This is a genomic window from Lysobacter sp. GX 14042 (assembly GCF_021390425.1).
Lineage (GTDB): Bacteria > Pseudomonadota > Gammaproteobacteria > Xanthomonadales > Xanthomonadaceae > Novilysobacter.
On sequence record NZ_JAJUWY010000005.1, the window covers coordinates 36,434 to 56,510 of the forward strand.

Consider the following 20,077-nt stretch of genomic DNA (forward strand, 5'->3'; position numbering starts at 1 on the left):
CGCCGGTCGGCGACAATGGGCGGATGGACGACCACGACCCACGCCCCTTCTGCGCCCTGACCATCGCCGGTTCCGACTCCGGCGGCGGTGCGGGCATCCAGGCCGACCTGAAGGCCTTCGCCGCCCACCGGGTGCACGGCCTGAGCGCGATCGCCGCGCTGACCGCCCAGCACACCCGTGGGGTCACCGCGGTGGAGGTGCCCGATACCGGCTTCCTGCGCGCGCAGATCGACGCCTGCTTCAGCGACTTCCGCATTGCCGCGGTGAAGCTCGGAATGCTTGCCAATGCCGCGGTCATCACCGCGGTGGCCGATGCGCTCGAGCACTACCGCCCGGCCCACCTGGTGCTGGATCCGGTGATGATCTCGACCTCCGGCGCCCGCCTGCTCGAAGCCGGGGCGCTGGAGGCGGTCCGCACCCGGCTGATGCCGCTGGCCAGCCTGGTCACCCCCAACCTGCCCGAAGCCGAGCTGCTGCTCGGCCACCCGGTCCCCGACCTGGACGCCATGCACGACGCGGCGGCCGAACTGCGCGCGCACGGCGCGGCCGCGGTGCTGCTCAAGGGCGGGCACCTGGAGGACGGCGGCTGCGAAGTGCCCGACCTGCTGGCCGACGAAGCCGGCATCGAGGTCATCACCCACCCGCGGCTGGACCTGGAATCGCACGGCACCGGCTGCACGCTCGCCTCTGCGGTGGCCGCCAACCTGGCGCTCGGCAAGCCGCTCCGGCAGGCCTGCATCGAGGCCTCGGACTACGTCCACCGCGCCCTGCTGGGGGGATACCGCCCCGGCAGGGGCGACGTGGTGGTGCTCGATCACTTCGGCGCCGCGCGGTGATCCACGCGCTGCAGGTGCCGGTAGAGGCCGGCGACCACCGCTGGGAGTTGCTGGCGCGGGTGCCGCAGGCGCCGGTCGCGCGCCTGCTGTGGCTGCCGGCGCTCGGGGTGGCCGCCCGGCACTACCTGCCATTGGCCGAGGCACTGGCGGCGCAGGGCATCGCGGTGTTCCTGCACGAGTGGCGCGGCCACGGCAGCAGCAACCGGCGCGCCGGCCACGATTGCGACTGGGGCTACCGCGAACTGCTGGAGTTCGACCTGCCCGCCAGCGAGGCGGCCATGGCCCGCGCGGTGCCGGGAACCACCCCGACGGCGCTCGGTGGCCACAGCCTCGGCGGACAGCTCGCCTGCTGCCGGCTGGCGCTGGCCCCCGGTGTCGCCGGCCGGCTGTGGCTGGTCGCCAGTGGGGCGCCGTACTGGCGCGCGTTCCCGGCGCCCACCCGCTGGTGGCTGCCCCTGGCCTACCGCTTCCTGCCCTGGCTGGCCAATCGCAACGGTGCCCTGCCCGGCCGCCGGATCGGCTTTGGTGGCCGCGAGGCGCGCGGGCTGATCAACGACTGGGCGCACAGCGCAGTCGGCGGACGCTATGCCGCGCGCGGACTGGCGGTGGACCTGGAGGCCGCGCTGGCGCGGCTGCAGGTGGACGTCCGGGCGCTGGTGCTGAGCGCCGACTGGCTCGCGCCGCGCGGCTCGCTCGAGTACCTGCTGGGCAGGATGCCGCGCGCCGCCGCCTCGATCCAGGTGCTGGACACGTCCGCACTCGGGGTGCGCGCCGACCACTTCCAGTGGATGACGCACCCGGCGGCGGTTGCCCGGGCGCTCGCCGCGGACGCCGGTCATCCACCCGCGATGGCTTCGGACACCTGATCCGGCACCCGGCGCGAGGCGGTCGCGTGCGCGGCCGTGCCCGCCGCGGGCTCGTCGCCGTAGCCGTCCGGGTTCATCGATTGCCAGCGCCACGCGTCGCGGCACATCGCATCGATGTCGAGTTCCGCCTGCCAGCCCAGCAGTGACCGGGCCAGCGAAGGATCGGCATAGACCTCGGCGACATCACCGGCCCGCCGGGCGACGATCCGGTGGGGAATTTCGCGGCCGCTGGCGCGCCCGAAGGCGCGCACCAGTTGCAACACGCTGGTGCCGCGCCCGGTGCCCAGGTTGACCGTCGCGCTGCGCCGCTCGCGGAACAGGAAGTCCAGGGCGTCGGCGTGCGCCCGCGCCAGGTCCATGACGTGGATGTAGTCGCGCACCCCGGTGCCGTCCACGGTCGGCCAGTCGCCCCCGAACACCTCCAGCCGCTCGCGCCGGCCCACCGCCACCTGGCAGATGTAGGGCATCAGGTTGCCGGGTATGCCGCCGGGATCCTCGCCGATCAGGCCGCTGGGATGCGCGCCGACCGGATTGAAGTAGCGCAGGTTGACTGCCTGGAAGCCGGGATCGTACGTGCACAGGTCGCCGATCAGCTGTTCCATCACCAGCTTGCTGCGCCCATACGGATTGCTCACCCGCAGCGCGGCGTCCTCGCATACCGGGACCGTGTCGGGGTCGCCGTAGACGGTCGCCGACGAGCTGAACACCAGCCGTCCGACGCCCGCCGCGCGCATCGCCTGCAGCAGGTGGATGGTGCCGGCGATGTTGTTGTCGAAGTAGTCCAGTGGCCGCTCGCAGGACTCGCCCACCGCCTTGAGCGCGGCGAAATGGATCACCGCGTCGAAGCGTTCGCAGGCGAACAGCGCGGCGACCGCCCCCCGGTCGAGCAGGTCGACCCTATGGCACGCCGGCGCGTGGCCGAGGATCGCCTCCAGCCGCCCTTCCACCCGTGGCGAGCTGTTGACGAAACTGTCGGCGATGACCAGTTCGTGGCCGCGCTCGGCAAGCACGGTGCAGGTGTGGCTGCCGATGAAGCCGGCGCCTCCGCAGACGAGGATCCGCATCGGGTTCTCCTTGGCGACGGCGGCCGGAAGCGGCCGCGGGTACATCCACCAACGCGAAACCGCGGCAATGGCGGCTAGTGCCGGCGCGCGGCGGCGTGGCACCGGGCCCACCCCGGCCGCCCTGACCGGCCCCGCGCGTGCTTGGCGTTGTTGGCTGTAACCGCAAACCCGCGAGAGCACCGCCCATGCGCATCACCCGTCACTTCCTCGCTCCGGTGCTGGCCGTGCTGCTTGCCGCCTGCGCTTCCTCCGGCGGCAACCCGGCGCCGCCGCCGGAGCAGAACCTGGCCGCGGTGTCCGAGTACCTGATCGGCGTGGACGACCTGGTCCAGGTCACCGTCTGGCGCAACCCGGAACTGGGCATCACCGCGCCGGTGCGGCCCGACGGGCGGATCTCGGTCCCGCTGGTCGGCGACGTGGTCGCCGGCGGGCGCACCCCGTCCGCGGTGGCGGCGGATATCCAGGAGCAGCTGGCGACCTACGTGCGCGAGCCGCAGGTGGCGGTGATCCTCACCGACCTGCGCAGCCATGAATACCTGGCCCGGGTGCGGGTCACCGGCGCGGTGCGCCAGCCGGTGTCGATCCCCTACCGGCAGGGCATGACGGTGCTCGATGCGGTGCTCGCCGCCGGCGGCACCACCGAGTTCGCCGCCGCCGACCGCTCCGGCCTGTACCGCCGCGACGGTGACGAGGGCACCGCCACCTACGCCGTGCGGCTGGACCGGATCCTGGCCGCCGGCGACCTGTCGACGAACTACACGGTCGCCCCCGGCGACATCATCACCGTGCCGGAGCGCACGTTCTGATGTCCGCGCGCGCACTCCCCGATCCCGGCCGCCCCGCGGGCCGCGCCGCCGCCGGCGAGCTCACCCCCGGCGAGCTGCTGCCGATCCTGTTCAGGGAGGGCCGTGCCCGGCTGCTGTCGCTGGCCACGATCTTCACCGTCATCGCCCTGCTGACGCTGGTGGTCGGGCTGTTCGTCATCCCCCGCAACTACTCGACGTCGGTGACGATCCTCGCCCAGGACAGCGACATCATCCAGCCGCTGCTGGAAGGCCGTGCGGTGCCCACCGGGGTCGCCGACCGGGCCGGCATGGCGCGGCAGATCCTCTACGGGCGCAAGGTACTCGACCACATCATGGAAGTGGGTGGCTGGAACCGGGAGGACCTCGGCCCGCTCGAGCGCGACCGGCTGGTGGAGGACATCCGCAAGCGCACCCTGATCACCAGCCCGCGCCCGGACCTGGTGGAGATCACCTACCGCGACAACGACCCCGAACGCGCGTTCCGGGTCACCGAAGCCTACGGCGACACCCTGATCACCGAGACCCTGGCGACCAAGGAGCGCGAGAGCCGCGAGGCCTACGAGTTCATCGACAGCCAGGTGCAGGGCTACCACCGCAAGCTGCTCGACGCGGAAAAGAACCTGCAGGAGTACCAGTCGCGCAACGTCGACGCCCAGCCGGGCAGTGCCACCGACGTCAACACCCGCATCGCCGCGCTGCGCACCCAGGTGGAGCAGACCCGGATGGCGCTGATGGAACAGGAGTCGCGTGAAGCCTCGATCGCCGCGCAGCTGTCGGGCGAGTCGGCGGTCTCGGCGGTCCAGACCCGAGAGAGCCTCTACCGTGGCCGGCTCATCGAGCTGGAGGCCGAGTACGACCGGCTGATGCTCAACTTCACCGAGCAGCACCCCGACGTGCTCCGGGTCCGCCACCAGATGGACGACGTCCGCCGCACGCTCGCCGAGCAGGCCCAGCGGCCATCGGGCGGGCGTTCGGCGATCGAGTCCGAGGAGGCGCGCGCCAACCCGCTGTACCAGGAGCTTCGCAGCCAGCTGGCGCAGGCCCGGCGCGAGGCCGCCGGCACCCGCTCGCGGCTGGGCGTGGCGACCTCGCTGCTGAGCGGAGAGCTGGACCGCAGCCGGCGCATCGCCGCATCCGAAGGCGCGCTGGCCGAACTGACCCGCGACTACGAGGTCAACCGCGAGATCTACCAGGACCTGCTGCGCCGGCGCGAGAACGCCCGTGTCTCGATGGGCCTGGATCAGGAGAACCGCGGCCTGACCCTGCGCGTGCAGGATCCGGCGGTCATGCCCCTGCGTCCTTCCGGCCTGCGCTTCATGCACATCGCCGCCGCCGGACTGCTGCTCGCACTGGCGCTGCCGCTGGGGCTGGTATTCCTGGTGGCGCGCTTCGATCCGCGCATCCGTTCCGCCCACCTGATCGAGAAGCACGGCCGGCTGCCGCTGCTGACCACCATTCCCGCCTACCCCACTCCCCGCGAACGCCGGCGCAAGCTGGCGGCGATCGCGGCCAGCCTGGCGATGGTCGGCGGCGTGGGGCTGGTCTACGGCCTGACCTACGCCTACAAACTGGTGTCCGCATGAACTCCGCAACCCTGCTCGACAACCCGGCCGACCGGCGTGCCACCGAAGGCGGCCACCAGGCCCGCGGCCTGGACGTGCCGCTGCCGGTGCCGGTGCCCGCGCCCCCGGCACTCACCCCGCGCTCGCTGGAGGAACGGCGACTGATCCACCGCCACGACGGAGTGCGCGTCCAGGCCGACGCCTTTCGCGACCTGCGCACCCGGTTGCTGACCCTCGGCGGCAGCGGCAACTTCGTCACCCTGGTCGCGCCGGTCGGCCACGGCTGCGGTGGCAGCTTCGTCGCCCGCAACCTGGCGCTGGCATTCGCCTTCGACGAAACCAAGACCGCCACCCTGGTCGACTGCGACGCCCTGCACCCCAGCCAGCACACTGCACTGGGCACCGGCCGGACCGGGCGCGGGCTGATGGACTACCTGGACGGCAGCGTGCAGGACGTCCAGGCGATCCAGTACCCGACCGGCATACCGCGCCTGCAGCTGATCCCAAATGGCAGCGTGCGCGAGATCGCCGGTGAGTACTTCACCTCCAGCCGCGCACGCACGATGATCGACTCGCTGCGCGGCAGCAGTCCGGGGCGCTACATCATCCTCGACGGCCCTTCGGTGCTGAACTCGCCCGATGCGCGCATCCTGTCCGACCTCGCCGATCTGGTGGTGCTGGTGGCCGGCTACGGCAAGGTCACCCTGGATGCCATCGACAAGGCAGCCGCCAACTTCGACCCGCCAAAGCTCGCCGGGATCGTCTTCAACGACATCCATTGAGCCGGGCCTGCGGAGGGGATGCGATGGCCAAGGCAATGATCCGGACCGCGATGCTGTGCGCGGCGATCGCCACGCCGGCACAGGCGGCGCGGGTGGACTACGTGGTCGATGGCGGCGTGGAACACGACGACAACGCCCGCCTCACCGCCGCCGATCCGGTGAGCCAGCGGATCTGGCGCGCCGGGTTGGGCTTCCTCGCCACCCAGGAAAGCTCCACGGTGCAGGCGCGGCTGGCCGGCCGGGCGGACTACCGCGACTACCAGGATCCGATGTACTCCGATTCGGTCGAGGGGATCCTCTCGGGTCATCTCAACTGGGTCCTGCTTCCCGGCCGGCTGGACTTCACCGTGGAGGACGAACTGGAGCTGCAGCCGGTCGACCGTTTCGCGCCCGACTCCCCGGACAACCGCCAGCAGGTCAACGTGCTCTCGCTGGGACCGAACTTCATGTTCAGGCTCGGGCCCTCGGTCGACGGGCGGGTGGAGGTGCGCTACATCGACACCGATGCCGAGGTGACCGAGGAGTTCAACTCCACCCGGCACGGTGCCGCCCTGCGCCTGGCGCGGGCCCTCGGGTCGGGCGCCAGCCTCTCGTTCAATGGCCAGTGGCAGGACGTGGACTACGACGATGAACGGGCGGCCCGCGATCACGAACGCGGCGACCTGTACGCCCGCTACGAGCGCGACTTCCATCGTGCCCGGGTGGCGATCGACGCGGGCTGGTCGCAGGTGGACTACGCCGATGGCGGCCGCCACCGCGACCCGTTGTTGCGCGGTGAACTGGGCTGGCAGGCGGGACCGCGCAGCCGGCTGTCGCTGGTGGCGGTGCGCCAGTTCTCCGACGCCGCCGAGGCCGCCCTCGCCAGCAGCGAATCCACCACCACCACCACCATCCCCGGCACGGTGCTGGTGGACGACGCCCGGATCAATCCGGCGGTGTACGCAGAGCACCGGGTCACCGCCGGCTACCACTACACCGGCGAGCGCGCCGCGCTGCGGCTGGAGCCGTATGCCCAGCGCATCGACTACCTCGACGACGCGGAAACCGACGAGAAGTCGCGCGGCGTGCTGCTGGGGTTCGACTACCGCCTGCGCCCGACCGTGGAGCTGTCGGCGTGGGCCGACATGCAGCGCGTCGAGTACGCCGCCCCGGAGATGCGCAACAACACCTGGCGGCTGGGCATGGCCCTGGAGAAGTACTGGACCCGGCACTGGAGCACCTCGCTGGGGTACTACCGGTATACGCGCGAGAACGCCCTGCCCGGCACCGATGTCGACCAGAACGTCTGGTACCTGAGCGTGGCCTACCGGAACCGACCGCTGTGAACCGGCTGTCGGAACTGCGCCACTGGGCCCGCTGTTCGCCGCACCCGGCGGCCGCGCTGCTGCGGGGGCTGCGCCACCGTGCCCGCGGCTGGACCCTGCCGGCGCCGCGGCTGCTGGTCCGGCCGTACCTGTGGGTGTTCCTCGCGTTGCGCGGCACGGTGTTCTTCCTGCGCCGGGTGCTGGTGGCCGAGCCGCTGCTGAAGGCCTACTGCACGCGCGTGGGCAGGGGGGTGACCGCCGGCGTGCACGTGCCGTGGGTGCAGGGCAACGGCGAGCTTGTGCTCGGCGACCACGTCCACATCAGCGGCAAGCTGGGCGTCACCTTCGCCGCCAGCTTCTGTGCCCGGCCGCGACTGGAGATCGGCGATTACAGCGACATCGCCCACGACACCCGCTTCGTGGTCGGCCGCGAAATCCGCATCGGGCGCCACGTGCAGATCGCCGGCGGGGTGACCCTCCGCGATTCCGGCGGCCATCCCGCCGACCCGGCGCGCCGCCAGTCCGGCGCCGCGCCCGACCCGGCCGACGTGCGGCCGGTGGTGGTGCACGACAACGTGTGGATCGGATCGGGCGCACTGCTGCTGCCCGGCAGCTGCATCGGCGAGGGCGCGATCGTGTCCGCCCACGCGGTGGTGTCCGGCAACGTCGCCCCCTACACCATCGTCGCCGGCAACCCGGCGCGGCGGATCGGCAACGTCCCGCCGCCGGAGCCTCAGACCAGCGCCTCCCGCACCTCGGGATGGCTGAGGAAACCCCGCGGGCTGGCGCTGCGGCCATAGGCACCGGACTGGAACACGGCCACCAGGTCGCCCTCCGCGGCCACCCCCAGCTCCATCCGGTCGCCGAGCAGGTCCAGCGGCGTGCACAGCGGTCCGACCACGCTCGCCGGCTCGCGCGCGCCGGGGCGGCCGTTCACCATCAGCGGATAGTTGCGCCGGATCACCTGGCCGAAGTTGCCCGAGGCCGCGAGGTGGTGGTGCATGCCGCCATCGACCACCAGGAACACCTGGCCACGCGAATGCTTGCGGTCGACCACCCGGCAGACATACAGCCCCGCCTCGCCGACCAGGTAGCGGCCGAGCTCGACCACCATGTGCGCGTCCGGGAAATCCCCGCGCATGCGCGCGGCCAGCGCGGCCAGGTTGTCGGCCACCGGCCCCGGCTCCAGCGGCAGGTCGCCCGGGGCGTAAGGGATCCCGAACCCGCCGCCCAGGTTCAGGCTGCGCAGCGGCGCCGGCAACAGGTCCTGCCACTGCAGCGCCAGCTCGTAGCTGCGCTGCTGGGCTTCGACGATCGCCGCGTGGCGCAGGTTCTGCGAGCCGGCGAACATGTGGAAACCCTCGAACCGCAGGCCGGCGGCGCTGATCGCGCGCAGCGCCTCGGGAACCTGCTCGGCATCGATGCCGAACTGGCGCGCGCCGCCGCTCATCTTCATCCCCGACGCCTTCAGCTCGAACGGCAGGTTGACCCGCACGGCGACCCGCGCCGGCCTGCCATCCGCCTCGCTGGCCCGCGCCAGCGGGCCGATCTCGCGGAACGACTCGATGTTGACCAGGATGCCGGCGGCCTGCGCCTGCTCCAGTTCCGCATCGGATTTTCCCGGGCCGGCGAAGCTGATGTCCGCGGCCGCCATCCCGGCGTCGAGCGCCACCCGCAGCTCGCCGGCGGACGCCACGTCGATGCCGTCGACCAGGCCGGCCATGTGGCCGACCAGCGCCGGCATCGGGTTGGCCTTCATTGCGTAATGCAGCAGTACCCGGCGCGGCAGCATCGCGCGCAGGCCCGCGACGCGCGCGGAGATCCGCCCGCGGTCGTACAGGTAGCACGGCGTGCCGCCGACCGCGGCGACCACGCGCGAGAGCGGTTCACCGCCAACCAGCAGCTCGCCGGCCTGGTCGGTCGGCCACCCGTCGGTTCCGGGCACGAGGGTCATGGCGTCCAAGGGGTCTTGCCTGCACGGATGCGATGGTGGAATTCGAGCAGTTCGGCAATGTTGTGCCGCCACTGGCGGTGCCCGGCGATGTAGCGGCGCGCGTTGGCGCCGACCCGCTCCAGCTCCAGCGGGTCACGGCTGCGCGCGAGCACCGCCTCCACCGCCGCGTCCAGGTCCCCGGCGCGGAACATCCAGCCGGTCCCGCCCTCCTCCAGCACCTCGCGGATCGGGGCGAAGTCCGGCGCCACCGGCGGCACGCCACAGGCCATGAACTCGAACAGCTTCACCGGCGAGGTGTAGTCGCCGGCGCTGGGCAGGACCGCCATGTCCATTGCCGCCAGCAGCCCGGGCACCTCGTCGTGGCCGACCCGTCCGGTCATCACCACCTGTCCGGAAAGGCCCCGCTCCTCGATGAAGGCGCGCAACGCCGGATAGGTCGCCCCGTCGCCGACCAGCAGCAGTTTCAGGTGCGGGGCCGATGCAAGCCGCCCGGCGATCCGGTGCACGAAGGCATCGATCGCGTGCCAGGGCACGAACGCGCCCAGGTAGCCGCATACCACGCTGCCGTCCAGACCGAGCCGCGCACGGGTCGCGGCGCGCTGCGCCGGGCTGGCCAGGAACTTGGCGGGATCGGCGGCGTTGGGGGTGACGATCGCCGGCGCCATGTCCGGGTGCGCGGCACGCGCGCGCTCGCGGAAGATGCCGGAAACGAACACCAGGCCGCTGGCGTCACGGAACGCGCGCCGCTCCACCGCCATCGCCAGCCGGCGGAAGAACAGCGGGCGCACCCGGGTAACGAGCGCCGAGTCGTTGACTTCCAGGATGATCGGCAGGCCACGGCGCCGCGCCAGCCACACCGGCGCGTACATGAACAGGGAATAGCGCTCGTAGATGAAGTCGGCGTCGGGGTTGTGGCGCAACCAGCCCAGCACCCGCCAGCCGGCCACCAGGTTGTAGGCCAGTTCGGCCAGCTCGAACAACGGCTCGGGCAGCCGCGCCATCAGCCTGAGCCAAGGACGCGCCTGGCGGGTCGGCGACATCGCCACCGGCGCGGAGTACGGGTCGGCGCCGGGCAAGGAGAGGATGTCGACGGTCACCCCCTGTGCCCGCAGCGCGTCGGTGATGCCGCGGATGTGCACCCCCTCGACCGCCTTGCCCTGGGTGCGGTGGTGGTAAAGCACCTTGCGCACGCCGGCATCGGCCACGGGCCGGGGCGGAACCACGGCCCGCGGCGGCGCCACCATGAGCTCCGGGGCACTCACGGCGGTGGCCCCGCGGCCGCGTCCATGGCCAGCGCGCGTGCCAGCGGCAGGCCCGGGGTGCCGCGGCGGGCCAGCGCGGCCAGCAGCCGTTCGGCCATCGGCCGCATTCCGCCACGGCGCACCTCGATGGAGTGCAGCGTGCGGGCGTCGGTCGCCAGGCGCCGCTTGTATTCCTGGTCCCCGGCCAGGAAGTCGAACTCGGCGCGGCCCTCGGCCGCCGCCTGGCCGATGGCCGCGTACAGGGTGGCGATGCCGGGGCGGTCACGTTTTTCCAGCAATCCGTAGCGCAAGCCGCTGTTGTAGAAGTAGATGTTGTCGCGCCAGCCCAGGTTGTACAGATAGCCCACCACCTCGTCGCCGGCGCAGACCCGGGTCAGGCGGGTGAAGCCGGCGCCGGTGCCGTGGGCGATCAGGTCGCGGTGGAAACGGCCGAAGAACGGGCTGGCGAAGCACCCGGGCTGGCCGCGCGAGTGCCAGTAGCGGGTATGCAGGTCCTGCAACGCATCGAACCAGGCCAGCGCGGTGGGGACGTCGGCCGCGACCTCCGCCTGCAAGGGACCGAACCGTGCGTAGTCGCGTACGGTCTGCCTCATAGAGCCGCGCACCTTGCGGCCGAGAACGGCCTTGTAGCCGCCGGGCTCGGCACGGACCCGCGCCAGGTCGACGTAGTGGCACGGCCGCGCCAGGGTACTCGCCGCGCGCAGCGCCGGCGGCAGTGCGGCGGCGACCGCCCCGGCGTCGGCACTGGTGCTGATGCACAGCCTGCGCCAGTCCCGGCGCAGGCCGGCCAGGACCTGGAACAGGGCGGCATAGGCCGGGCGTGCGCAGCCCTCGCGCGCCAGCAGCCCAGCGTACTCGATGGTGACCTCGTCGAGCACCGGATCGGCGGTTTCCTGCAGGTACAGCGAGCGCCGGCCGAACAGCCGCCCCACGCCGTGCTCCGGCGCCGCGACCAGCAGCGCGAGTGCCAGCAGGCCCCCGCTGTCGCGAGCGCGGAACACGAGCGGGGCCACCCCGTCGGGCAGGTTGCGCAGCCAGGCCGATACCCAGGCCCAGGAGGTGAACGGAGCGCCCCGTGCCTGCGCCTCGAGCGCGGTCCAGTCGACGCCCAGGTCCGGATAGCGCTCCAGTCCGATCAACTCGCCATGCGCCTGCCAGCCGGCGGGTCCGGGCGCCGGATAGGCCGGCCGGCGTTTGCCGGCGAGTACTTCGATGGTCACTGCCGGCCCTCCCGTCCGCAGGTGCAAGGCGATGACGGCGGCGGCCCCGTCTGGTCGACCAGCACCGGTGGCTGGTGCAGGTAACGGGTGGTCCGCCGCTTGTTGGCGATGTCGGTATAGACCGCCTGTGCGTGGGCGGCTCCGATGCCCAGGGCCTCGCCCAGCTCGGCCGCCGGACGCCCGTGCTCCAGCGCCCACAACGCCAGGTCCATCTGCCGGTGCGGCAGGGCGAAGTAGAACTCGTCCTGCCCCTGTTCCAGGCTGTAGGTATCGGTGCTCGGCACCGCGGCGCAGACCCGTTCCGGCAGCCCCAGGTGTCGCGCCATGGCATAGACCTGCGATTTGTACAGGTGGGCGATCGGCTTCACGTCGGCGGAGCCGTCGCCGTTCTTGACGAAGAACCCCTGGTCGTATTCCAACCGGTTGGGCGTGCCCACGACCGCGTAATGCAGCCGGTCGGCGTGGTAGTACTCCAGGGTCTTGCGGATGCGCTGCTTGAAGTTGGTCGCCGCCACCACCTGCAGGTACTCCGCGCGCGGCAGGGTCCGCTCGTGCCGGCCGCCCTGCGGATCCTCGGCCAGCAGCCGGAACACGTTGATGCGCCCGTGCATGCCGCCGTCGATGACGATCTTGAACCGCCAGCCCTCGCCATACTCGGGGAGCACGCGGCGGACCGCGGCGTCCCGCTCGGCGTAGCAGCCGATCGCCTCCAGCGCCGGGGCAATGTCGACGGTGAGGGTGCGGATCCCCAGGTGCGCGGCAAGCAGCCGGGCCCGCTCGGCGCTGTCATCGCTGGAATCGCGCTCGGGCAGGATCAGGCCGAACACCCTTCCCGCGCCGAGGGCATGCACCGCCAGCGCCGCACAGCAGGACGAGTCGATGCCGCCGGAGATCGCCACCACCAGTCCGCGCCGGTGCAGCACGCGGGCGGTGACCTCGCGCAGGCGCTCGGCGATCCGGTCGGCCTCGGTGGCCAGGTCCAGTCCGAGCACATCGAAACCCAGTGCGGTCATGGTGCCTCCTGCAGGGCGAGCGCTGCCCGGCGGACCTTGCCCGAAGCGGTCCTGGGCAGTCGGGTGACGAACTCGACCTGTCGCGGCACCTTGTAGGGAGCCAGTCGCTCGCGGCAGTGGGCACGCACCGCATTGGCGTCCAGTCCGCCGGCGGCGACCACCCAGGCTTTCACCACCTGCCCCAGGGTCGCATCGCCGATCCCGGCGACCGCCGCCTCCAGCACGCCGTCCATTTCCCGCAAGGCCTCTTCGACCTCCTGCGGGTGCACGCGGTGCGCGCCGGTCTTGATCATGTCGCTGCGGCGACCGGCGATGAACAGGAATCCTTCCGGATCCATCCAGCCCAGGTCGCCGGTGCGCAGCCAGCCGTCGCGCAGCACCGCCGCGGTCGCCAGCGGATCGTTCCAGTAGCCGGCCATGATGCCGCCGCCGCGTGCCCAGATTTCGCCCTCGTACCCGGCCGGGAGCGGCGCCCCGGTGGCGTCGCGGACCTGCAGCCGGACCCCGGCGATGGCCCGCCCGACCGATCCGGGCCGGTCGTCCAGCCGCTCCGGCGGCATCCAGGCCAGGCGCGCGGTGGCCTCGGTCTGGCCGTACATCACGAACAGCCTTGTCCCCGGCAGCGCCGCGCGCAGGCGCGCGGCCAGCGGCGGCGGCATCGGCCCTCCCGCCTGGGTGATGTAGCGCAGATGCGGCAACGCGTGCCCATCCAGCACCGCGCGGTCGAGCAGCAGGGCGAAGGTGGACGGCACGCCGGAGAAGCCAGTTGCCCGCTCGCGCGCCAGCGTGTCCACCACCGCGTGCGGGAACACCAGGTTGGGTTCGATCACCAGCCGTGCCCCCACCGCCAGGTGGGTGTGCAGCACCGAGGCGCCGTAGGCGTAATGGAACGGCAGCACCGAGACGATGCTGTCGCCGGCATCCAGCGCCAGGTAATCGACGATGGCATCGACATTGGCCGCGAAATTGGCGTGGCCCAGGGTGACGCCCTTGGGCGCGCCGGTGGTTCCCGAGGTGTAGAGGATCGCCGCCAGCGGCTGGGTGATGCAGGTCCCGCTCAGCGGTGCCGCCGCGGGCATTGCATGTTCCCAGGCTTCATCGGCCGGGTCGCCAGCGCCGGCGCCGCCAACCCGCAGCCAGCCCGCGCCGGGAGCCGCATCCGGCACCGCGACGGCCGCGGCATCACCCGCCTCCAGCACCACCAGCCGCGGCCGGCAATGCGCCAGCCAGGTCGCCAGTTCGCGCGAACTGGCTTGGGGATTGAGTGGCACCGCGATGCAGCCGGCGAGCCAGGCGCCATAACAGGCCACGACCGCCTCGAACCGGTTTGGCAGCACGATCGCCACCCGTTCCGCATCGCCCAGGCCGCGTGCCCGCAGCAGGCCGGCAAAGCGGCGGACCGCGTCGGCCAGTTCGGCGTAGCGCCAGCGCCGGCCGCCGTCGACGATCGCCACCGCCTCCGGCGTGGAGCGGGCGGTTGACAGCAGCCGGTGGACAAGCGGGACCATGCCGTGCTCAGCCCGCGCTCTTGCGGGCGAGGAAGGTGCTGATGGTGTCGATCGAGTCGAAGTTGGCGGGCACCATTTCCTCGGGCACGACGTGGATGCCATAGGTCGCCTCGAGGAACTCGATCAGCTCGAGGATCCCGGTCGAGTCGACGATGCCACCGCGGATCAGCGAGGTGTCGTCGGCCACCGCCGCAGCGTCGTCGGTGAACAGGAAATTGCCCAGAATGAAGGGCCTGATCGTCTGCTTGAAATCCACCGGGTTCCCCTGTGTGTCGCGTGCTTCCAAACCGGTGTACGCAAAATGCGCCCGGCAGGGGACTCGCCGGCCTGCCCCGCCCGGATGCACGCTAGGGCGCATCGATGCCGCCGGCGGAAACAGCGAGCGCGCTCGGACGGCCGTGGACACGCAGCACCGCCTGGCAGGCATCGAGCGTGTCGGCGGCCACCGCGTCCCAGCCGCGGGCCATTGCCCGCGCCATCGCCGCGCGGTCCCAGTCGCGCGCCAGCGCCTGCTCCAGTGCCTGCTCCAGCGCCGCGGCATCACGCGGCGGCACCAGGATCCCACTGCCCTCGCCGACGATCTCGCGCGCGCCGCCGACATCGCTCACCACCGCCGGGCACCCGCAGGCAAGCGCCTCCACGACCACGTTGGGGTAACCCTCCGACCAGCTCGGCAGGGTCAGCACGTCGGCCGCGCCGATCCATTCGGCGACCTCGGCCGGCTCCACGCCACCGGTCATCCACACCCGGTCGGCCAGCCCGCGCGCGGCCACCAGAGCCGCCAGTTGCGCGCGCATGACCCCGTCGCCCACCAGGGCCAGCATCGCCCGCGGATCGCGCCCGGCGATCGCGGCGAATGCCGCCAGCAGTTCGTGCATTCCCTTGCTCTCCACCAGCCGGCCGACGTAGGCGACCAGGCGGGCGTCCCGGTCGATGCCGAGCCTGGCCCGCATCGCACCACGCCCGCGCGGGTGGAACACGGCGGTGTCGACGCCGTTCACGATCGCGCGCACCTTGCCGGGGTCGACGCCGTAGTCCGCGATCGCGGCCCGGCGCATGGCCTGGCTGACGGTGAGCACCGCATCGGCGGCGGCCAGGGTACGGCGGGTGAGCCAGCGGTTGAGCCCGGAACGGACGTGGATGTCGGAGCCACGTGCGCCGACGATGCACGGCACGCCCAGCCGGCGCGCGGCGCGCAGTGCGGCATAACCATCGGGATAGACCCAGTAGGCGAGCACGAGGTCGGGCGCGAACGCGCGCAGCCGCGGCAGCAGCGCGTGGCCGCCGGTGATGCCGTTGCCCGCCCGCGACAGCCCGGGGATGGCGGGATACGAGTAGGCCTCCAGGTCGATGCCGGGCAGCCGGTAGCCGGCCTCCACGGTTCCTTCCAGGAAGCTGCGCGGCGCCAGTCCCGGCAGCCGCGGGTAGCGCACCTGGGGAAACATCACCCTTACCGTCGCCAGTTGCGAGAGGGCGCGCGCGGTCTCGTGGATGTAGCGCCCGCGGGCGAGGTCGTGGGGCACCGGCAGGATCGGGGTGACCAGGGCAATGCGCGGGCCGCTCATGACATCGCCAGCAGGATCTTGAGCACGAGGTAGAACAGCACCGTCGCCAGCGCCGACAGCATCAGCCAGCGCGGCAGGTCGCGACCGAGGCTGAAGGCGGGAATCGAGGGAAAGCGCTCGCGCACCCCGCTGGAATGCGCCACCACCACCGCCGCCAGCAGGTACAGCAGGATCACGTAGCTGCGGCTGAGGAAGAACGCAGTGGCCGCGAAACCCACCAGCGAGACCAGCAGCGTGCATGCGATCGCCCGGTCGCGCTGCCACTGCAGCTGCAGCCCGGCAGCGGCGTCTACCGCCGCATCCCCGCCCTCCTCGCCCATCCCCGCGTCGGCGTCCACCCCGGCGGGTGCCGGGTGGCGCAGGATGCGCGCCATCATCCAGAAGCAGTAGCCCAGGAACGCGAACCACAGCACGAAGCCGACGAAGCCGTTCTCGGCCAGCACCAGGATCAGCGAGTTGTGCGCGGTCAGGTGGTGGTACTCGGTGAAGCGGCCGGTGCCGACGCCGTACACCGGGTTCGCGATGAACATCTGCATGCCTTCGTACCAGGCATCCACCCGCCCCGACGCCGACTGCTCGCCGACATCGAGCTGGTCCAGGCGCGAGGGCACCATGCGCATCACCAGCAGGCATCCGCCGGCCAGCACCATCGCGGTCAGCGGTCCGCGGCGCAGCCACAGGTACGCCCCGGCCATCGCCACCAGCGCCAGCATCGCCCCGCGCGAGTTGGTCAGGTAGATGCCGTGCAGCAGCAACCCGGCCAGGCCGAGCCAGAACAGCCGGCGCAGGCCCAGCAGCCCGCCCCGGCTGCTCAGGTACAGCGCCATCGGCACGCAGATCACGAACAGCATGCCCAGGTCATTGGGGTCGCTGAAGATCCCCACGTACTGGATCCGGCCGTCATCGACCAGCGGCATCCCGGTCCAGCCATCGCCGACCGTCGCCTGTTCCATGCCGTGCACCGCCAGCAGCGCCGCGCAGGCGGTGAACAACGCGAGCACGACCAGCATCCGCCGCGGACTGCTGGTGGCGTTGGCGAGCACCACGAACCCGACCAGGCTGGGCAGGAACAGGGAGAACTGCTCGACCGCGCCGCCGGGCCAGCCGTTGAACGCGATGGACAGGCAGGTCGCCAGCATGAACAGCGGCAGCAGCAGGTATTGCGGCTCGTCGAAGCGCTTGCGGGTGGAGGCCAGCCACGCCAGCAGCGCCGACACCAGGGCCAGCGGCAGCAGCGGCACCCCACTGTCCACCATCTGCGGGTATTCCTGCGGGCGTACCAGCACCAGGACCAGGTAAAGCGCGATGAAGAGGAACTGCAGCATTCCGGCCCCGGGTCAGCAACGGACGCGGCCGCCGCGAACATGCGGGCCGCCCCTGGTCGAACGCGGACGCGGCACCGGCGCGGTCACCACAGGTGCAGCCGCCGCCGGCCGACGAACGCCACGCCCGCCTGCGCCGCATAAAGGTTCATGTGCACGAATGCGACCAGCAAGCGGACCGGCAACAGCGCGGCGATCACCGGCACCCGCGGCGCCAGCGCCACCAGCACGGCCGCCAGCAGCGCCGCGCCGATGCAGGCGAGATAGAACGGGTGGCCGGCCAGCGCGCAGGCCGCCACCAGCATCAGCGCCATCGCCCATGGCGCGAGCAGCCGCAGCAGCTTGTGGCCGACGAACCGCAGCCACAGCGGATTGCGCCGCGGGTCCAGCAGCCAGGGGGCCAGCTGCACCAGTTGCAGGTTGCCGGCCAGGGTGCGGATCTTGCGGCGCCGCTCGGCGGCAGGCGACTGCGAGGCGCGGTCCCAGGCCACTGCCGCGGGCTCGAACACCACCCGGGCGCCCGCCGCGGCCACCTGCATCGGCACCAGCACGTCGTCGAGCACGGTGGCCTCCGGCAGCGGCCGGTACAGTGCCCGTCGCATCGCATAGAGCGCGCCACTGACCCCGACCACCGAGCCACTGTGGCTCTCCGCGGCGCGCAGCGCGGTCTCGTAGCGCCAGTACGCATCGACACTCGCGGCAAAGCCGGTGTCGGGATCCTCGAAGCGCAGCTGCCCGCCGGCGGCGCCCACCGCGGGATCGCCCAGGCAGGCGACCAGCGCCGCCAAGGCACCGGGCTCGACTCGCTGGCGCACGTCGACCATCAGCAGCAGCTCGCCCGACGCCGCGGCGACCGCATCGTTGAGGCAGCTCGCCTTGCCGCGGCGGACAGCGAACTCCAGCACCCGCACCCGGGGGTCGCCCAGCTCGCGGCAGAGCTGCGCACTACGGTCACTGCAGCCATCGCAGGCGACCACGATCTCCAGCCGCTCGGGCGGATAGTCCAGCGCCAGCAGGTTGCGCAGCTTGGCCTGGACCATCGCCTCGCCGTCGTGCACCGCCATCAACACGCTGACGCGGGGCTGCGCGGCGGTGCGCTCCAGCGAATGGGGCCACAGCCGCGCGGCGGCGAGCATGCACAGCGGGTAGCCGGCATAGGTGAAAGCGACCAGTGCCGCGCACGCCCAGAACACCGTGGCCATCAGCGACACCCCCCGTCACCCGGGCGCGGGCGCTCACCGGCCACCGGCCGCTCCCCCGCTCGCCCAGCCCAGGAACGGCCGCACCGCCGAGTGCAGGTGCGGATAGCGCGCGGTGAAGATGCCCAGCTCGCGCAGGTCCTGCTCGCGCCAGGCACCGAATGCGACCGTGCAGGCGATCAGGGTCACCGCATACACGGCCGCCGCGGCGATCCCGGCCCAGCGCGAGGACAGCACGGACAACAGGACCAGCCCGGTCCCGGCAGCCACCAGCGCGGCCGCCAGCAAGCGCGCCAGTTCGGGCCACGGCAGCTTCATGTGCATCATCCGGGTGATCCCGAACCCGATCGCGGCGAACACCAGCACCCGCGAACACGCATGTGCGGCCACCGCCCCCATGAGCCCGTAGCGGGGGACCAGCAACACCGCCAGCAGCGCGGTCGCCACCAGCGACAGGCCGACGAAGCCGACCCTCAGCTTCTGGTTGTCGGTGGTCGACAGCAGGGCGTTGAACGCGCCCTCGGCGAGTGTCAATCCGCCCACCACGAACATCACCTGCAACGGCAGCACCACCGGCTGGTAGGCGGGCCCGTAGAGGAGCGCGATCAGCGGTTCCGCGGCAAGCGCGCCGGTGCCCGCCAGCAGCAGGCCCATGCAGGTGAAATAGCGCATCGCGTTGCCCATGATCTCGCCGGCCCGGGCCTGGCCGCCGGCACCGAAAGCGTGCGCCATCATCGGCATCAGCACCGTGGCGAGCCCGGATGCCAGCATGTCCACGCCGCCGCGCACCAGTGCGGCAGCAATGGCGAAGTAGCCCACCGCCGCCGCGCCGACCAGCCGGTTGAGCAGCCAGGTCTCGATCGAGCGGTTGCTGAATGCCCAGGCGAGCGCGAGCAGCACCGTCCAGTACAGGTGGCGGCGCATGCGGGGCAGGACCACCGCGTCGACCGCGCCACGCGCCGGGACCAGTCCGGCGCGCCGGCGCAGCAGGTGCCCGGTCAGCGCGTAGCCGCCGCCGGCCAGCGCGAACAGCAGCAGGTAGGCCTCCAGCCCGGCATCCAGCCACCACAACAGCAGCACGGCGGCGATGTTGAGCACGCTCACCAGCACCGTCGAGGCCGCCTCGATGCCGTAGTGGCCGTAGCCCTTGGCGACCGAGACATCGAAGATGAACCACGCCTTCAGCAGGCCGGCGGCGAGGGTCACCGCCACGAACAGGCCGAGCTCGTCGCCGCCCCAGCCCGCCGGCACCAGCAACGGGACCAGCAGCACGAAGCCCACGCCCACCAGCAGCATGCAGGCCCACTGGCGACGGCGCATCCAGCCGTGCACCCGGCGCGCGGTCGCCGGCACCCCCCGGCCCAGCGACTCGGACAGGAACCGGATCGCCGAGGTGCTCAGGCCGTTGTTGGCGAGCACCACCACCAGTCCGGCCAGCCAGACCACGTACGAGTAGCGGCCGAAATCCTCCGGTCCCAGGCTGCGCGCGATCACGATGCTGACCAGCATTCCCAGCCCGTACGTGACGTAGGTGGAGCCGGTCATCATCATCGCGCCGCGGATCGCGGACAGGCCGCTGAACGGCTGGGTCGTCTGCTGGCGTGCCAAGTCGGTGGTCGCTGGGAAGCCCGGGTATTCCGTCCAGGACCAACGCGCTAACCCGCGTCCAGCGGACAACAGCCCGCATATCGAGTGACCGGATCACCCCCGGCCCCACGTATCACCCAACAAGGCTTCCGCAGCCGCCGCGGAGCATTCAGGGGCCACATGGACCACCACGCCTGTCGCATCGACCGCGTCGACCGAGGCCGCAC

Annotated in this window: 18 protein-coding genes; 7 read left to right on the forward strand and 11 right to left on the reverse strand. The window is 72.0% G+C overall.

The features are described 5' to 3' along the window. Window positions 1-23: 23 nt before the first annotated feature. Entirely contained in the window at window positions 24-836 is an 813-nt protein-coding gene (thiD, locus tag LY625_RS08535) for a bifunctional hydroxymethylpyrimidine kinase/phosphomethylpyrimidine kinase (RefSeq protein WP_233739609.1), read from the forward strand. Next, window positions 833-1,702, forward strand: coding sequence for an alpha/beta fold hydrolase (locus tag LY625_RS08540; RefSeq protein WP_233739610.1), 870 nt, complete (start codon window positions 833-835; stop codon window positions 1,700-1,702). Before thiD ends, LY625_RS08540 begins: the two co-directional genes overlap by 4 nt. On the opposite strand, the gene galE is transcribed toward LY625_RS08540, so the two are convergent. Next, window positions 1,672-2,766 carry a UDP-glucose 4-epimerase GalE gene (gene galE, locus LY625_RS08545; protein WP_233739611.1) on the reverse strand — a complete coding sequence of 365 codons (1,095 nt, stop codon included), beginning with the start codon at window positions 2,764-2,766 and terminating at the stop codon, window positions 1,672-1,674. The genes LY625_RS08540 and galE overlap by 31 nt on opposite strands. A gap of 185 nt (window positions 2,767-2,951) precedes the next feature. Between galE and LY625_RS08550 the strand changes: the two genes are divergently transcribed. Genes LY625_RS08550 through LY625_RS08570 form a run of 5 tightly spaced genes read left to right on the forward strand, consistent with a single transcriptional unit; the run spans window position 2,952 to window position 8,020 of the window. Next, window positions 2,952-3,572: an XrtA/PEP-CTERM system exopolysaccharide export protein gene (locus tag LY625_RS08550; RefSeq protein WP_233739612.1), complete on the forward strand. Its 621-nt coding sequence runs from the start codon at window positions 2,952-2,954 to the stop codon at window positions 3,570-3,572. Continuing rightward, window positions 3,572-5,155, forward strand: coding sequence for an XrtA system polysaccharide chain length determinant (locus tag LY625_RS08555; protein WP_233739613.1), 1,584 nt, complete (start codon window positions 3,572-3,574; stop codon window positions 5,153-5,155). The genes LY625_RS08550 and LY625_RS08555 overlap by 1 nt, the downstream gene beginning before the upstream one ends. Beyond that, the gene (locus tag LY625_RS08560) at window positions 5,152-5,916 is read left to right on the forward strand and encodes a CpsD/CapB family tyrosine-protein kinase (protein WP_233739614.1); all 765 of its coding nucleotides are present in this window, start codon (window positions 5,152-5,154) and stop codon (window positions 5,914-5,916) included. Before LY625_RS08555 ends, LY625_RS08560 begins: the two co-directional genes overlap by 4 nt. Window positions 5,917-5,939: 23 nt before the next feature. After that, a complete protein-coding gene (locus tag LY625_RS08565; RefSeq protein WP_233739615.1) occupies window positions 5,940-7,241 on the forward strand; it encodes a hypothetical protein in 1,302 nt (433 codons plus the stop codon). Next, a complete protein-coding gene (locus LY625_RS08570; protein WP_233739616.1) occupies window positions 7,238-8,020 on the forward strand; it encodes an acyltransferase in 783 nt (260 codons plus the stop codon). Before LY625_RS08565 ends, LY625_RS08570 begins: the two co-directional genes overlap by 4 nt. On the opposite strand, the gene LY625_RS08575 is transcribed toward LY625_RS08570, so the two are convergent. The 10 genes from LY625_RS08575 to LY625_RS08620 form a co-directional block, all read right to left on the reverse strand. After that, complete coding sequence (locus LY625_RS08575) at window positions 7,954-9,174, reverse strand: pyridoxal-dependent decarboxylase, exosortase A system-associated (RefSeq protein ID WP_233739617.1); 1,221 nt, start codon at window positions 9,172-9,174, stop codon at window positions 7,954-7,956. The genes LY625_RS08570 and LY625_RS08575 overlap by 67 nt on opposite strands. Further along, window positions 9,171-10,364, reverse strand: coding sequence for a glycosyltransferase family 4 protein (locus tag LY625_RS08580; RefSeq protein ID WP_233739618.1), 1,194 nt, complete (start codon window positions 10,362-10,364; stop codon window positions 9,171-9,173). The genes LY625_RS08575 and LY625_RS08580 overlap by 4 nt, the downstream gene beginning before the upstream one ends. A gap of 68 nt (window positions 10,365-10,432) precedes the next feature. After that, the gene (locus LY625_RS08585; RefSeq protein WP_233739619.1) at window positions 10,433-11,656 is read right to left on the reverse strand and encodes a GNAT family N-acetyltransferase; all 1,224 of its coding nucleotides are present in this window, start codon (window positions 11,654-11,656) and stop codon (window positions 10,433-10,435) included. Then, a complete protein-coding gene (nadE, locus tag LY625_RS08590) occupies window positions 11,653-12,669 on the reverse strand; it encodes an NAD(+) synthase (protein ID WP_233739620.1) in 1,017 nt (338 codons plus the stop codon). The genes LY625_RS08585 and nadE overlap by 4 nt, the downstream gene beginning before the upstream one ends. Next, window positions 12,666-14,177, reverse strand: a complete 1,512-nt coding sequence (locus tag LY625_RS08595; RefSeq protein WP_233739621.1) for an AMP-binding protein — start codon at window positions 14,175-14,177, stop codon at window positions 12,666-12,668. The genes nadE and LY625_RS08595 overlap by 4 nt, the downstream gene beginning before the upstream one ends. Before the next feature lie 7 nt (window positions 14,178-14,184). Beyond that, the gene (locus LY625_RS08600) at window positions 14,185-14,433 is read right to left on the reverse strand and encodes an acyl carrier protein (protein ID WP_233739622.1); all 249 of its coding nucleotides are present in this window, start codon (window positions 14,431-14,433) and stop codon (window positions 14,185-14,187) included. 91 nt (window positions 14,434-14,524) lie between these two features. After that, window positions 14,525-15,742, reverse strand: coding sequence for a glycosyltransferase (locus tag LY625_RS08605; protein WP_233739623.1), 1,218 nt, complete (start codon window positions 15,740-15,742; stop codon window positions 14,525-14,527). Beyond that, a complete protein-coding gene (locus tag LY625_RS08610) occupies window positions 15,739-17,067 on the reverse strand; it encodes an O-antigen ligase family protein (protein WP_233739624.1) in 1,329 nt (442 codons plus the stop codon). Before LY625_RS08610 ends, LY625_RS08605 begins: the two co-directional genes overlap by 4 nt. An 83-nt stretch (window positions 17,068-17,150) precedes the next feature. Beyond that, a complete protein-coding gene (locus LY625_RS08615; protein ID WP_233739625.1) occupies window positions 17,151-18,266 on the reverse strand; it encodes a glycosyltransferase family 2 protein in 1,116 nt (371 codons plus the stop codon). Between the two features lie 33 nt (window positions 18,267-18,299). Beyond that, window positions 18,300-19,871, reverse strand: a complete 1,572-nt coding sequence (locus LY625_RS08620; protein ID WP_233739626.1) for an oligosaccharide flippase family protein — start codon at window positions 19,869-19,871, stop codon at window positions 18,300-18,302. Window positions 19,872-20,077: the final 206 nt, after the last annotated feature.

Coding starts and splice junctions, on each gene's coding strand:
- thiD (WP_233739609.1), top strand. CDS start 24: ATGGACGACCACGACCCACGCCCCTTCTGCGCCCTGACCATCGCCGGT.
- galE (WP_233739611.1), bottom strand. CDS start 2,766: ATGCGGATCCTCGTCTGCGGAGGCGCCGGCTTCATCGGCAGCCACACC.
- LY625_RS08550 (WP_233739612.1), top strand. CDS start 2,952: ATGCGCATCACCCGTCACTTCCTCGCTCCGGTGCTGGCCGTGCTGCTT.
- LY625_RS08555 (WP_233739613.1), top strand. CDS start 3,572: ATGTCCGCGCGCGCACTCCCCGATCCCGGCCGCCCCGCGGGCCGCGCC.
- LY625_RS08560 (WP_233739614.1), top strand. CDS start 5,152: ATGAACTCCGCAACCCTGCTCGACAACCCGGCCGACCGGCGTGCCACC.
- LY625_RS08565 (WP_233739615.1), top strand. CDS start 5,940: ATGGCCAAGGCAATGATCCGGACCGCGATGCTGTGCGCGGCGATCGCC.
- LY625_RS08575 (WP_233739617.1), bottom strand. CDS start 9,174: ATGACCCTCGTGCCCGGAACCGACGGGTGGCCGACCGACCAGGCCGGC.
- nadE (WP_233739620.1), bottom strand. CDS start 12,669: ATGACCGCACTGGGTTTCGATGTGCTCGGACTGGACCTGGCCACCGAG.
- LY625_RS08595 (WP_233739621.1), bottom strand. CDS start 14,177: ATGGTCCCGCTTGTCCACCGGCTGCTGTCAACCGCCCGCTCCACGCCG.
- LY625_RS08605 (WP_233739623.1), bottom strand. CDS start 15,742: ATGAGCGGCCCGCGCATTGCCCTGGTCACCCCGATCCTGCCGGTGCCC.
- LY625_RS08610 (WP_233739624.1), bottom strand. CDS start 17,067: ATGCTGCAGTTCCTCTTCATCGCGCTTTACCTGGTCCTGGTGCTGGTA.
- LY625_RS08615 (WP_233739625.1), bottom strand. CDS start 18,266: ATGGCCACGGTGTTCTGGGCGTGCGCGGCACTGGTCGCTTTCACCTAT.